The sequence below is a fragment of the Streptomyces sp. NPDC006309 genome (assembly GCF_040613095.1).
GTDB lineage: Bacteria > Actinomycetota > Actinomycetes > Streptomycetales > Streptomycetaceae > Streptomyces.
This window is the reverse complement of the sequence record NZ_JBEXRO010000003.1, coordinates 174,534-188,035: the sequence shown is the minus strand read 5'-3', so window position 1 is coordinate 188,035 and position 13,502 is coordinate 174,534. Positions and strand designations below refer to the sequence as shown.

Annotated in this window: 12 protein-coding genes; 2 read left to right on the top strand and 10 right to left on the bottom strand. The window is 71.7% G+C overall.

Annotation, left to right across the window (positions count from 1 at the left end; genetic code table 11):
• Positions 1-4: 4 nt before the first annotated feature.
• The 3 genes from ABZ117_RS05610 to ABZ117_RS05600 form a co-directional block, all read right to left on the bottom strand.
• Positions 5-751, bottom strand: coding sequence for a DUF6227 family protein (locus tag ABZ117_RS05610; RefSeq protein ID WP_356817683.1), 747 nt, complete (start codon positions 749-751; stop codon positions 5-7).
• Between the two features lie 157 nt (positions 752-908).
• Positions 909-2,126 (bottom strand): Ig-like domain-containing protein, encoded by a 1,218-nt coding sequence (locus ABZ117_RS05605; RefSeq protein ID WP_356817681.1) that lies wholly within the window; start codon positions 2,124-2,126, stop codon positions 909-911.
• A gap of 249 nt (positions 2,127-2,375) precedes the next feature.
• A complete protein-coding gene (locus ABZ117_RS05600) occupies positions 2,376-3,401 on the bottom strand; it encodes a P1 family peptidase (protein ID WP_356817679.1) in 1,026 nt (341 codons plus the stop codon).
• A 91-nt stretch (positions 3,402-3,492) separates the two neighbouring features.
• Here ABZ117_RS05600 and ABZ117_RS05595 point away from each other — a divergent pair, with 91 nt between their 5' ends.
• Positions 3,493-3,669, top strand: a complete 177-nt coding sequence (locus ABZ117_RS05595; protein ID WP_356817678.1) for a hypothetical protein — start codon at positions 3,493-3,495, stop codon at positions 3,667-3,669.
• 19 nt (positions 3,670-3,688) lie between these two features.
• Here the strand turns inward: ABZ117_RS05595 and mscL are convergent, their stop codons facing one another.
• The 6 genes from mscL to ABZ117_RS05565 all read right to left on the bottom strand — a co-directional run bounded on the left by mscL (position 3,689) and on the right by ABZ117_RS05565 (position 9,715).
• The gene (gene mscL, locus ABZ117_RS05590) at positions 3,689-4,165 is read right to left on the bottom strand and encodes a large conductance mechanosensitive channel protein MscL (protein ID WP_356817676.1); all 477 of its coding nucleotides are present in this window, start codon (positions 4,163-4,165) and stop codon (positions 3,689-3,691) included.
• 138 nt (positions 4,166-4,303) lie between these two features.
• The gene (locus ABZ117_RS05585) at positions 4,304-4,786 is read right to left on the bottom strand and encodes a hypothetical protein (protein WP_356817674.1); all 483 of its coding nucleotides are present in this window, start codon (positions 4,784-4,786) and stop codon (positions 4,304-4,306) included.
• A gap of 461 nt (positions 4,787-5,247) precedes the next feature.
• Positions 5,248-6,081: an S-methyl-5'-thioadenosine phosphorylase gene (locus tag ABZ117_RS05580; protein ID WP_356817673.1), complete on the bottom strand. Its 834-nt coding sequence runs from the start codon at positions 6,079-6,081 to the stop codon at positions 5,248-5,250.
• A gap of 100 nt (positions 6,082-6,181) precedes the next feature.
• Positions 6,182-6,511, bottom strand: coding sequence for an FmdB family zinc ribbon protein (locus ABZ117_RS05575; RefSeq protein ID WP_356817671.1), 330 nt, complete (start codon positions 6,509-6,511; stop codon positions 6,182-6,184).
• Between the two features lie 67 nt (positions 6,512-6,578).
• Positions 6,579-7,874: an MFS transporter gene (locus ABZ117_RS05570; RefSeq protein WP_356817669.1), complete on the bottom strand. Its 1,296-nt coding sequence runs from the start codon at positions 7,872-7,874 to the stop codon at positions 6,579-6,581.
• Positions 7,875-8,188: 314 nt separating this feature from the next.
• A complete protein-coding gene (locus ABZ117_RS05565; protein ID WP_356818142.1) occupies positions 8,189-9,715 on the bottom strand; it encodes a potassium/proton antiporter in 1,527 nt (508 codons plus the stop codon).
• Positions 9,716-9,907: 192 nt separating this feature from the next.
• Here ABZ117_RS05565 and ABZ117_RS05560 point away from each other — a divergent pair, with 192 nt between their 5' ends.
• Positions 9,908-12,784, top strand: a complete 2,877-nt coding sequence (locus ABZ117_RS05560; protein WP_356817667.1) for a penicillin acylase family protein — start codon at positions 9,908-9,910, stop codon at positions 12,782-12,784.
• A 90-nt stretch (positions 12,785-12,874) separates the two neighbouring features.
• On the opposite strand, the gene ABZ117_RS05555 is transcribed toward ABZ117_RS05560, so the two are convergent.
• Positions 12,875-13,495, bottom strand: a complete 621-nt coding sequence (locus ABZ117_RS05555) for a 5-formyltetrahydrofolate cyclo-ligase (protein WP_356818140.1) — start codon at positions 13,493-13,495, stop codon at positions 12,875-12,877.
• Positions 13,496-13,502 lie beyond the last annotated feature (7 nt).

Here is a 13,502-nt window from a genome sequence, read left to right as displayed (position 1 = left end):
GCCGCTACCCCTGGCGCGCCGCGCGCCTCTCCATGGCCTCACGGGCCGCGTCCTGCGACATGTACACCTCGCACATGTGCCGCCCGTCGGGGGTCGCCGTGTGCTCGACCTCCCACAGGGAGAGCTCGGTGCCGTCCGGCAGCAGGAAGGCGTGTTCGTACAGCGTGTAGCTCAGCCCCGCCCGTCCGGCCCGGCCGGGCCGTCCGAAGGCCTGGGTGATCTCGTGCGCGGTGGCCGTCGCCAGCAGCGCCGCCATCTGGGCGTCGGGCCGGTCGGCGTTCTCCGCGCGGCGCAACAGCCGGCGCGCGTGGTCCGCCGAGTCACCGGAGGCGAACACGTGCCGGGGTTCGGGAACCGCCCACAGCCGCATCAGCGCGGGCAGTTCGAACTCCCGGGTGTCCGGCGGCATCCCCAGCCGTGCCGTGGCGGCCTGTAGCTCCTCCTCGTCGGCGTACACCTCGTGCTCCGGCGCGCTGCCGGGCATGGGGTTGTGCACCAGCTCCCACAACGTCACCGCCGTGCCGTCGGCGAGCAGCCAGGTGTGGCGGTACGTCTCCCGGTGCAGCCCCGCGCTGTGGTACGCGGAGTGCAGCGAACTGTCGTGCGCCAGCGCGCAGTCCAGTCGCCGTATCACCTCGTCGGGCAGCTCGAAGGAGTTCAGGGCACGGCCGAGGAGTCGCGCGAGATGCTCCTCAGGAGACTCGGGCGACTCGGCTGGTTCGTACGCTGCGGTCTCGTACGGAACGCTCAAGGCATCTCCCGGCGTTGCTGCATGTCACCTTGTGGGTGCATACCGTAGCCCCTCGGCCGGACATCATGCCCGGGAACCGGGAAAACGTACGCCGGGAAAACACGCGGGCCGCGCGAAATCTTCCCGCGCGGCCCGTCGTACCGTCAAAAGCCGCCGGTCAGAGGACACTTCCCGCGGTCCAGGCGCTCCATGACATGTTCCAGCCGTTGAGGCCGTTGTCGGGGGCGACCGTCGCGTCGGGGGAGTTCTTGACGATCACGACATCCCCGACGAGCGTGTTGTCGTAGAACCACTTGGCGGAGGTGTCGCCCTGCGCTCCCTGCACGTCCGCGAGCCCGACACAGCCGTGGCTGGTGCCCTCCCGGCCGAAGGGCGGATTGCCCCTGTTGTACCAGTAGTTGCCGTGGATGAACGTCCCCGACGACGTCAGCCGCATCGCGTGGGGGACGTCCGCGATGTCGTACTCCCCGCCGAACCCGACCGTCGAGCCGTTCATGCGGGTCTGCACGAACTTCTCGGAGACCACCATCTGCCCGTTGTACGTCGTGTGCTGCGCGCTGCCCGCCGATATCGGCACCGACCTGAAGGTCTTGCCGTCCCGCACGACCGTCATGGTCTGCGTGCCGGCGTCGACCGTGGAGACCTGCGACCGCCCGACGGTGAAGGAGACGTTCTTCTTCTGCACCCCGTAGACGCCCTTCGCGCCCTCGACCCCGTCCAGGTCGACCTTCATCGTGACCTTGGACCCGGCCTTCCAGTACTCCCGCGGCCGGAAGTCCAGGCGCCGGTCCCCGAACCAGTGCCCGACCACGTGCTGACCGCTGCTGGAGTTCACCGCGATGTGCGACTGCACGGCCTTCTTGTCGGTGATCGCCTTGTCGAAGGTGAACGACACCGGCATGCCCACGCCGACGGTCGTGCCGTTGTCCGGCGTGTAGGTGCCGATGAAGCTGTTCGACGAGGTGACAGTGGTGAAGATGGAGTTCGCCGCCGCCGTACGGCCCCGGGAGTCCTTCGCGGTCGCGGCTATCCGGTACTTCGTCCCGCGCTCCAGGTGCTCCTTCGGCCTCCAGCTGCCGCCGTCCGGCGACATCGCCCCCGGCACGGTCTGCTCCGACCCGGCCACGGTCATCTTCACGTCGGTCAGCCTGCCGTCGCTGACCTTCACCCCGGTGGCGTTGATGGACGCGCCGGTCGAGCCGTCCTTGGCCGATATCGCTATCTCCGCCGTCGACGTCTTCGGGGAGCCCTTGGCGCCCTTGCCGTCGTCGTTGCCGCCGTCGGCGCCACCGCAGGCGGTCAGGGTGAGGGCGCCGACCATCAGGGCGGCACAGGCCCCGAGTGCGCGCCGCGCTGCAATGTCCGGCGTTGTCACGGGCTGCTCCAGTTCGTGTGTTGTGCGTGGTCCGTTCCAGTGCGTGGAGAAAGAGGGGACCGACGCCGGTCGGGGTTCCCTCCGGCCCTCATGAACGCCATCACGTGACAGAACCGCGACAAAACACCGCCGTCAGCCGCACCCCCCGTCCCGCTCGTCCGCCCGGCCCCGCCCCGGCCGCCCCTCCTGCGAACCGCCGCGCGGAAACCACCAGCCCGGCAACCGTCCGTGCGGCAACCACCGCGTGCCCTATCCCTGCCCGTACAGCTCCCCGTATGCCGGCCACCCGCCTCCCGGCCCGTCGACCGACTCAGCGGCGCGCACCGCCCGTACGATCGCGCGCGTCACCAGATCCGCGCCGGCGGCCAGGATCTCGTTGAGCGCCAGGGGGTGCGCGCCGAGCGCTCGGGCCCCGGTCGCCAGCGCGAACACCGTGTCCCCGTCGTGCAGGAGGTGCACCGGCCGCACCGCACGCGCGATCCCGTCGTGCGCCGTGCCCGCCAGCTTCTGCGCCTGCGCCTTGGAGAGGCCGGCGTCCGTCGCGACCACCGCCAGCGTCGTGTTGAGCGGTGCCGGCGCGTCCCGGCCGGCGATCTCGTCGAGACGCCGGCGCGCGGCCTCGTGCACGCGCCGCTCCGGATACGCCACCCGCCCCTGGAACAACTCCCCGTACAGCACGCCCGTGTCGGGGTCCGCCACCGACCCGGCCGCGTTCGCGACGACCAGCGCCGCCACGGTGATGCCCGAGTCGAGCACCGTGCTCGCGGTGCCCACCCCGCCCTTGAGCCGCCCCGCCACGGCGCCCGTGCCGGCGCCCACGCACCCCTGCGGCACCCGGGCGCCGGGCGGACAGGCCGCCGCGGCCTCCACCGCCGCGCGTCCCGTCGCCGCGTCCGGACGTGCCCGGAAGTCACCGCCGCGCCCCAGGTCGAAGACGCACGCGGCGGGCACCACCGGCACGACGTGTGCCGGATCCGTCCCCACCGGCACCCCACGCCGCTGTTCCTCCAGCCAGGCCATCACCCCGGAGGCCGCGTCGAGGCCGTACGCGCTGCCTCCGGTCAGCACGACGGCGTCGACCTTGTGCACCAGGTTGCGCGGGTCGAGCGCGTCGGTCTCCCTGGTGCCGGGGCCGCCGCCGCGCACGTCCACGGCGGCTACGGCACCGCCTTCGGGGGCGAGGATGACCGTGGTGCCGGTGAGCCAGCCGTCACCGCTGCGGGTCGCGTGTCCCACCCGCACTCCGGCGACGTCGGTCAGTGCGTCAGCTGTCATGGACGCCAGTCTGGCCCAGCCCGTCTCCATCGAGGAGTGACGGCGGGAACACCGCGCCCGGCCGGTCCGGCGGGAGCCGTACCCTGGTGACATGAGCACCGCCCCCGAACCCGCGCCGCGCGACCCGAAGCCGGCGCTGGTCTTCGACGACCCGCTGGAGCAGCGGTCCTCGGACGACACCGACCGCGGGTGGGGCGAGCGCCCGGACGGTGACAGCGCCGCCGACCTGAAGCGCTTCCTCGACGAGAAGCCGCCCCACCACCTCTGAGCCGGCCGCGCGGGAACCGCTAGCGCTCGTGGTTCCCGGAGCCGCGCTGCGCCAGCAGCGCGTCGCGGATCTCCTTGAGCACCTCCAGCTCGGACACCTGCACGACCTCCTTCGTGCCCTCCCGTGCCGCCCTGCGCGCCGCCTGCCGCGCGAGGTACTTCGACATGGGCAGCACCATCAGGAAGTACACCACCGCGGCGGTGGTCACGAAGGTGAGCGTGGCGCCGAGGACCGAGCCCCACAGGATCTGCACGCCGCTGTTGGCCGTGCCGTTCGCGCTCCTCCCGCACGGGGCTTTCAGGCAGGAGCTGTAGTTGTCGAGATTCTGGGTGCCGATCGCTCCGACCAGCGGGTTGATGATTCCCTTCACCACCGCGTTGACGATGTTCGTGAAAGCCGCGCCGATCACCACCGCCACCGCCAGATCGACGACGTTGCCGCGCATCAGGAAGGCCTTGAAGCCGTTCCACACGCTCGGTTCCTTCTTCGCGCTCACCTGGGGGACTCTCCTCGCATGCACAGGGTGCGGAACAAAACGCTCCGCAACCTACGCCACGGTGCGGCCATGGTGTCCAGTCCCGTAGCGTGATCGATACCCGCGACAGGAGGTCGCCGACCACGCGGGCGAGCGGTGTCAGCACAGTGTCACCGCCAGGCGGGCCGTGGCGCTCGCGCCGACCAGCCGGGCCGCCGTGGCCCGCGGCGCCGCCAGCACGACCAGGGCCCCGCTCCCGGCCGCACCGTCCAGCGGCTCCGGCACCCTCGTCACCCGCACACCGCGCGCGAGCACCCGGGCGCCGCCCCCGGCCGACGGGTCCTCGGCGGCGATGACGTCGACCCGGTCACCGGGCCGGAGGAGCCGCACCGTGGCGGCGTCGGCGATCCGCACGGGCGCCGCCACCGTGTCCACCGCCGGGTGCCGTCGTACGGACTCCGCCGGCCGGTGACCGCGGGCGCGCTCGGTGCCGTGCGGTTCCGGAGCGGTCCGGGGCCCGGCGGCCACGAGTGCCGCCGCGGTCACCGCGAGGCCGGCCGCGACGGCCCTCCTGCGGTGCCGCACCAGCCGTTGCAGCTGATACCGCCCGCCGCGCACGCGCACCGGGGCGAACGCCGGCACCTCACGGGTCGCCGGCGCATCCGTGCCGAGCGGGAGCGGAGGCCGGAGCGGGGCCGGCAGCGCGGCGCGAGCGGGTGGGCGGGCAGGAGAGGAGCGTGAGCCCGCAAGAGGGGGCGGGGTGGACGCGTACGGGGTGGGCGAGGACGAGGGCATGGGGATCACCGCCTGCGACGAGGGATTCGGCTTGCCATGCCACGATGAGGCCTGCCGCCGGATCCCGTCGGAGTCGGTGGATCACCGGCCGACTGTGGACAACTCGCTCACTCGAACGGGCACTTCCGCACACCCCGGCCTCACACGCCGCCGCCCCGCCCGCCGCGGCCCTGCCACCCCCACGCCGCCGCCCCGCACGCCACCGCCTCACACGCAGCGCGCCCGTGACGGAGTCCAGGTCGCGCGCCCCGCCGCCCCGCCGTTACGCACGCCGCGCCCCGCGGCCCCGCCGTTACGCCCCCCGCGCGTCACGGCAGTTCGAACCCCGGGTCCATCCCGCCGAGCGCGTTCACGCACGGGCAGTCCCGCGCCTCCGTGTCCGGGAGTGCCGCCACCGCGTCGAACAGGACGCCGCGCAGCCGGTCGACGTTGGCCGCGAACACCCGCAGCACCTCCTCGTGGGAGACGCCCTCGCCGGTCTCGGCGCCCGCGTCGAGGTCGGTGACCAGGGTCAGCGACGAGTAGCAAAGCTCCAGTTCCCGGGCGAGCGCCGCCTCGGGGTGGCCCGTCATGCCCACCACCGACCAGCCCTGTGCCCGGTGCCACAACGATTCCGCACGCGTGGAGAAGCGCGGCCCCTCGACCACGACCAGCGTGCCGCCGTCCACCGGTTCCCAGTCCCGTCCGCGCGCCGCTTTCAGCGCGGCCGCGCGCCCGGCGGGGCAGTACGGGTCGGCCATGGAGACGTGCACGACATTCGGCACGGTGCCGTCGGGCAGCGGCAGCCCGTCGAAGTACGTCTGCGCCCTGGACTTCGTACGGTCCACGAACTGGTCCGGGACGAGCAGGGTGCCGGGGCCGTACTCGGGGCGCAGGCCGCCCACCGCGCAGGGGGCGAGGACCTGCCGGACGCCCACCGAGCGCAGGGCCCACAGGTTGGCGCGGTAGTTGATGCGGTGCGGCGGCAGATGGTGACCCCGGCCGTGCCGGGGCAGGAAGGCGACCGGCCGGCCGGCGATCTCGCCGAGGAAGAGGGAGTCGCTGGGCGCCCCGTAGGGGGTGTCGACCTGGACCTCGGTCACGTCGTCGAGGAACGAGTAGAAGCCCGAGCCGCCGATTACACCGATCTCTGCGTTCGCCATGACCAGCACACTAGCTGGCGGCGGATCCATGGGGGAGCGGGTGCCGGGGAGCGCCGAAGACCCCGCCGTCGTACGACGGCAGGGTCCTGGGTGAGAGGTCTCAGGCGGCCGAGCTGCTGGACGAACCGGAGCCCGACGCGGACGTGCCCGAGGAGGACGAGCCCGAAGAGGACGAGGCCGTCGACGAGGACGCCTTCGAGTCGGACGACGAGCCCGACGACGGCTTGGTCGCCGGCGCGCTGCTCGACGTGGAGCCCCGCGAGTCGTTGCGGTAGAAGCCGGAGCCCTTGAAGACGATGCCGACCGCGGAGAACACCTTCTTCAGGCGGCCCTGGCAGTCCGGGCACTCGGTCAGAGCGTCATCGGTGAACTTCTGCACCGCCTCGAGGCCCTCGCCGCACTCGGTGCACTGGTACTGGTAGGTCGGCACTGTCTTCCTCCTGGCACTCTCACTCAATGAGTGCTAACGACGGTCCATAGTGACGTATTCCCGGGGATCAGTCCACCGTGACCGGCACGCGGTGACCGACGCCACGCGCGACGGTACGGTTGCGGGGCCGCGCGATCAGCCGTGAGCGCAGTGCCAGCAGGGTGATCAGCGCGAGTACGGTGCCGGCCATGGGCACCAGGAATCCCGCGCCGCCCCACAGCCGGTCCTCCAGCTGTCCGGCGACCGTCACGGCGACGGCCTGGCCGAGCGCGACCGCGCCGGTCAGCCAGGTGAAGGCCTCCGTGCGGGCACCGGCCGGGACCAGGCCCTCGACCAGCGTGTAGCCCGTGATCAGCGCCGGCGCGATGCACATGCCGACCAGCAGGCCGAGCGCGGCGAGCAGCAGCACCGAGTGCGCCGTCCACAGGGCGGACGCGGCCAGCGCGAGCGCCGTGTAGCCGACGACCAGGCGCTTGTGCGGGGCCACCTTCCACGCGATCGCGCCGCAGACGATGCCGGACAGCATGTTTCCGGTGGCGAAGGTGCCGTAGAGGACACCGTTCAGGCCGGGCTCGCCGATCGACTCGGTGAACGCCGCGAGCGACACCTGCATGCCGCCGAAGACCGAGCCGATCCCCAGGAAGGTCACGACCAGCACGCGTACGCCGGGAATGCGCAGGGCGGAGACGTGCTGCACGCGCGCGTGCCCGTCGCCGCCGGTCACCGGCGGCTGGGTGCTCTTCCGGGCCGCGAACAGCAGGCCGCCGACGAGGGTCAGCGCGGCCTCCGTGACCAGGCCCGCCGCCGGTGCCACGGCCGTGCTCAGGGCGGTCGCCAGCAGGGGGCCGAAGACGAAGGTCAGCTCGTCGGTGACCGACTCGAACGCCGCCGCGGTGGTCATCAGGGGCGAGTCCTGGAGCTTCACGCCCCAGCGGGCCCGCACCATCGGGCCGACCTGCGGCACCGAGGCACCCGTCGGGACGGCCGCCAGGAACAGGGCCCACAGGGGTGCGTGTCCCAGGGCGAGTGCCGTCAGCGTCAGGCCGGCGAGGGTGTGCACCAGGACACCGGGGACCAGCACGGCACGCTGTCCGTGGCGGTCCGCGAGACGGCCGCTGTAGGGCGCGAACAGCGCCATGGAGACGCCGGTGGCGGCCGCGACGGCGCCCGCCGCGCCGTACGAGCCGGTGGTGTGCTGCACGAGCAGCACGATGGAGATGGTGAGCATCGCGAACGGCTGACGCGCCGCGAAGCCGGGGACCAGGAACGTCCAGGCGCCGCGGGTGCGCAGCAGCTGTCCGTATCCCGGGCGGGACGACGCCTGCGGGTTCTCCGCCGGCTCGTTGGTGACCGTGGACGCCACGGCCCGTGCCTTTCTTCCGCCTGGTAGCGCGCCCGTGCGGGGGCGCCGAGAGCTGTCCTCTTGCGCGGAACTGCGGTAGATACCGGGCCTTAGCAAGGGCGTTTCCGGCCGCCATACGGTCGCGCCAGCTCTGCATCAGGCAGAGTTGGTTCGATCAGTGCGCCTTTATCCTACAGGGATCATGTCCTTGCGCCCCTGTGAAAGAGAGCACCGTCGGGCATGTTCACCTGGGATCGGCGTGGGTGTGCTTCGTCCGGAACGCTTCGTCCGGAAAGCTGCGCAGGAACGCGGCCGTGACGCTGTGCGCCGGCGCGTCACCGCCCGCCGTCCGCCTCGCCGGTGCCCAGCCAGCTCGCCAGCTTGCCGCCGCGGGCGACCGCGCGCAGCCGGCGTTCGGCCGCGTCGCGGACCGGATCGGTGGCGACGACCAGCAGTTCGTCCCCCCGCCTGAGCACCGTCGTGGGCAGCGGCACGAACGACTTCTCCGCGCGCACCACGAGGGTGACGGCGGCACCGGCCGGCAGCCGCAGCTCGTTGACCTCCACGCCGTGCATCCGTGAGCTCTCGGGGATCGAGACGGACAGCAGGTGCCCGCGCAGCCGCTCCAGGGGCGCCGACTCGATGCCGAGGTCGGACGCCTCGCCCTGCTCGCGCAGGCGCAGGGTGCGCGCCAGCCATGGCAGGGTCGGTCCCTGGACGAGGGTGTAGACGACGACCAGCACGAAGACGATGTTGAAGATGCGGTGGCTGCCGGTGACGCCGTTCACCATGGGGATCGTCGCCAGGATGACGGGCACGGCGCCGCGCAGTCCGGCCCACGACATCAGGACCTGCTCCTGCCACGGCACCCGGAACGGGGCGAGGCTGGACACCACGCTCAGCGGCCGGGCCACCATGGTCAGGACCAGCCCGATGACCAGCGCGGGCCAGACGTCGTCGCCCAGCTCGTGCGGGGTGACCAGCAGGCCGAGCACGACGAACATGCCGATCTGGGCGATCCAGCCGAGCCCCTCGGCGAAGCCGCGCGTGGCGGGCCAGTGGGGGAGCTTGGCGTTGCCGAGCACCATGGAGGCCAGGTAGACCGCCAGGAAGCCGCTGCCGTGCGCCAGGGCGCCGGCGGCGTACGCCGTGACGGCGATCGCCAGCACGGCGATCGGGTAGAGGCCGGAGGCGGGCAGGGCCACGTGCTTGAGCCCCCAGGAGCCGAACCAGCCCACCGCGAGCCCCAGGACCGCGCCGATGGCCAGCTCCAGGAGTATCTCGCCCAGCAGCACGTACCAGTGGTCGACCGGACCCGCGGTGGAGAAGGCGACGACGAGGATGACCACCGGGGCGTCGTTGAAGCCGGACTCCGCCTCCAGTGTGCCCGTCACGCGCGCGGGGAGCGGGATGCGCCGCAGTACGGAGAAGACCGCCGCCGCGTCCGTCGACGACACCACCGCCCCGACGATGAGCGCCTGCCGCCACTCCAGGCCGACCAGGTAGTGCGCGCCCGCCGCGGTGACCCCCACACTGACCGCGACTCCCGCCGTGGCCAGGACGGAGGCGGAGGGCAGGATGGGCCGGACCTCTTTCCACTTCGTGCCCAGGCCGCCCTCGGCGAGGATCACGACGAGGGCCGCGTACCCCATGACCTGGGTCACCTCGGCGCTGTTGAAGTGGATGTCGCCGATGCCGTCCTGGCCCATGAGGACGCCGATGCCGAGGTAGACGAGCAGGCTGGGGAGCCCGCTGCGCGAGGAGATCCGGACGGCCGCGACGGCGACCAGCAGGACGATGGAGCAGACGAGCAGGAGCTGGTTGAGGTGGTGAACAGTCAGCGGGCGTTCCTCCTCCGGAATGGCCGGTTACTTCGTTACCTTACCTAACTCTTGACGCTTTCTTGACGTTCCACAAGGCAAGATCGAACGCTCGTGCACGCCGGTTCCCGACTCCGCGTCAAGCGGCACAGGGCCCTGCGCCTATGGTTGCTCCAGCGCTCATTCAAAGTCACAGCCCGACCTGCCGCTCGCGTTAGGACAGCAAGGACAGCGATGCCCCCCAACACCACCGCCACAACGGGTGACAAGCCCGCCAAGTCCGGCAGGAAGAAGGGGCGCAAAGCCCGACTCGTCGTGCTCGTGCTGGTTCTGGCCGTCATCGGAGGCATCGCCTACGGGGCGTACTGGTCGATCAGCACCGTCCGCGCCTCCTTCCCGCAGACCACGGGTTCGATCACGCTCGACGGCCTGTCCGGGCCGGTCGACGTCAAGCGGGACGGCAACGGCATCCCGCAGGTCTATGCCTCCTCCGACCAGGACCTGTTCATGGCGCAGGGCTATGTCCAGGCGCAGGACCGGTTCTACGAGATGGACGTGCGCCGGCACATGACCTCCGGCCGCCTGTCGGAGATGTTCGGCAAGGGCCAGGTCAAGAACGACGAGTTCCTGCGCACCCTCGGCTGGCACCGGATCGCCCAGCGGGAGTACGACACCAAGCTGTCGCCCGCCGCGAAGAAGTACCTCCGGGCGTACGCCGACGGCGTCAACGCCTACCTCAAGGGCAAGGACGGCGCGGATCTCTCCCTGGAGTACGCGGCCCTGGGTCTGACCAACGACTACAAGCCGGAGAAGTGGACGCCGGTCGACTCCGTGGCCTGGCTGAAGGCGATGGCCTGGGACCTGCGCGGCAACATGCAGGACGAGATCGACCGCGCCCTGATGACCAGCCGTCTCGGCCCGCAGCAGATCCAGGAGCTGTACCCGCGGTACCCCTACGGCCGCCACAAGCCGATCGTGCAGGAAGGCCAGTACGACGAGCTGAGCCAGAGCTTCAGGCAGAGCGGCGGCACGGGCACCTCGCAGACCCCGGGCACGACCGGTACGGCCGGGACCACCGGCACCACGGGTACGTCCGGCACCACCGGTACGACCGGCTCCACCGGCGCGACGGGTGGGACCGGATCCACCGGCACGACGGGTACGACCGGCTCCACCACCGCGGGCACCACCACCGGCGCGAGCGGTTCGGGTCTCACGAGCCAGCTGGGCGGCCTCTACAACGTCCTGGACGACGTCCCCGCGGCCGTCGGCGTGAACGGTCAGGGCATCGGCTCGAACTCCTGGGTCGTCGCCGGGAAGTACACCGTGAGCAAGAAGCCCCTCCTCGCCAACGACCCGCACCTGTCGGCGTCCCTGCCGTCCGTCTGGTACCAGATGGGCCTGCACTGCCGGACCGTGTCGAGCAAGTGCCAGTACGACGTCGCCGGCTACACGTTTGCCGGGATGCCCGGTGTGATCATCGGCCACAACGCGAAGATCGCCTGGGGTCTGACCAACTCCGGCGTCGACGTCACCGACCTGTACCTGGAGAAGGTGACCGCCAACGGTTACCTGTACGACGGCAAGGTCCGGCCCTTCAAGACCCGCGAGGAGACCATCGAGGTCGCCGGCGGCCAGTCGAAGACGATCGTCGTCCGGCAGACCCAGGACGGCATGCCACTGCTGTCCGACCGCGACGACGAACTCGTCCAGGTCGGCAGGAAGGCCGCCGTCGACACCGCCGCGCCCGACCGCGGCGACGGCTACGGCATCGCCCTGAGGTGGACCGCCCTCGACCCGGGCACCACCATGGACGCGGTGTTCGCCCTCGACAAGGCGTCGGACTGGAGCGAGTTCCGCTCGGCGGCGGCCCAGTTCGACGTGCCCTCGCAGAACCTGGTCTACGCCGACACGGACAACCACATCGGCTACACGCTGCCCGGCAAGATCCCCACGCGCTCCGCCGCGGACGACGGTTCCGTCCCGGCGCCCGGCTGGGAGTCGAAGTACCGCTGGACCGGCTTCGTCAAGCAGGACGAGCTGCCCTACGAGTACGACCCCGCGCGCGGCTACATCGTCACCGCCAACCAGGCCGTCGTCGGCAAGGACGCGTACCCGTACACGCTCACCGCCGACTGGGGTTACGGCACCCGCAGCCAGCGCATCTCCGACCTGATCGAGTCCAAGATCAAGGACGGCGGCAAGGTCTCCACCGACGACATGCGGCAGATGCAGCTGGACAACAGCAGCGAGATCGCCAAGCTCCTGGTGCCCAAGCTGCTGAAGCTCGACCTGGACGACCCGGACGTCCGCGAGGCACAGAAGCTGCTGGAGGGCTGGGACTACACCCAGGACGCCGACTCCGCCGCGGCCGCCTACTTCAACTCCGTGTGGCGCAACATCCTCAAGCTCGCCTTCGGCAACAAGCTCCCCAAGGAGCTGCGCGTCAAGGGGCAGTGCCTGTGGGTCGACAAGATCGACAGCACCGGTCCGGTGGACGACGACACCAAGGTCCGCGAGTGCGGCCAGCGCGACGCCGACCAGGCACAGCCGGACGGCGGCGACCGCTGGTACGAGGTCGTGCGCACCCTGATGGACAAGCCGGACAGCGACTGGTGGAAGACGCCCAGGTCGGGCACCCGCCCCGCCGCGGCCAACCGCGACCAGCTCTTCGCCCGCGCGATGATCGACGCCCGCTGGGAGCTGACCGCCAAGCTCGGCAAGGACATCGACACCTGGAGCTGGGGCCGGCTGCACCGCCTGTTCCTGAAGAACCAGACGCTCGGCACCGAGGGCCCCAAGGCCGTGCAGTACCTCCTCAACCGCGGCCCCTGGAAGCTCAGCGGCGGCGAGGCGGCGGTGAACGCCTCCGGCTGGAACGCCGCCGGCGGCTACAACGTCGTGTGGGTGCCGTCCATGCGGATGGTGGTCAACCTCGCCGACCTCGACAAGTCCAAGTGGATCAACCTGACGGGCGCCTCCGGGCACGCCTTCAGCGCGCACTACACGGACCAGACGGGCATGTGGGCCAAGGGCGAGCTGCTGCCCTGGTCGTTCTCGGACAAGGCGGTCGGCAAGAGCACGAGCGACACCCTCGTCCTCAAGCCGTGAGCCGCTGACGGCACCGCACGGGAAAGGCCCTCCACGCGCGCGTGGAGGGCCTTTCCCGTCCGCGAGGCCCCGGGACCTGCGGGGCGCCGGTCAGGAGGGCGCGAAACGGTGCACGCCGCGGGGCGTCACTGCCGCGTGCACCGGCTTGTCGTGCGCCTCGGCCGGGACGCGCGCGACGACCTCCGTGTCGTACAGCAGCACCACCAGCCGGGGGCGGGCGCCCGCCCCCTCGAGACGGGCCAGCACCCGGTCGTAGGAGCCTCCGCCGCGCCCCAGGCGCATCCCGCGCCCGTCCACCGCGAGCCCCGGCAGCAGGACGACGTCCGCGCCCGTCACGGCGTCCGGGCCGAGGCGCGCGCCGGACGGCTCGCACAGCGTCATCCGCCCTCCGTGCCGGACCCGGGCGAGGGAGTCGGGGCCGGTGTACTCGCCCCAGTCCAGGTCGTTGTCGGGCAGCAGCACGGGGAGCAGCACGCGCACCCCGCGGGCGCGCAGCGCGTCCAGCAGCGCGAGGGTGCCCGGTTCGCCGCCCACGGAGACGTACGCCGCCACCGTGCGCCCGCCCGCCAGCTCGGGCAGCTCCAGCGCGCGTTCCGCCAGCGCCCGGCCCGCCGCGCGGACGTCATCCGCCGTCAACCCGTTCCTCACCGCGAGGATCTCCCGCCGCAACGTCGCCTTGTCACGCTCACCCGTACGTCCGCCGTGTTCCACTGGTCGT

What these genes read in the sequence shown, in the direction of transcription:
- ABZ117_RS05600 (WP_356817679.1), bottom strand. Translation starts at nt 3,401, where the DNA reads ATGACAGCTGACGCACTGACCGACGTCGCCGGAGTGCGGGTGGGACAC.
- ABZ117_RS05595 (WP_356817678.1), top strand. Translation starts at nt 3,493, where the DNA reads ATGAGCACCGCCCCCGAACCCGCGCCGCGCGACCCGAAGCCGGCGCTG.
- ABZ117_RS05580 (WP_356817673.1), bottom strand. Translation starts at nt 6,081, where the DNA reads ATGGCGAACGCAGAGATCGGTGTAATCGGCGGCTCGGGCTTCTACTCG.
- ABZ117_RS05560 (WP_356817667.1), top strand. Translation starts at nt 9,908, where the DNA reads ATGCCCCCCAACACCACCGCCACAACGGGTGACAAGCCCGCCAAGTCC.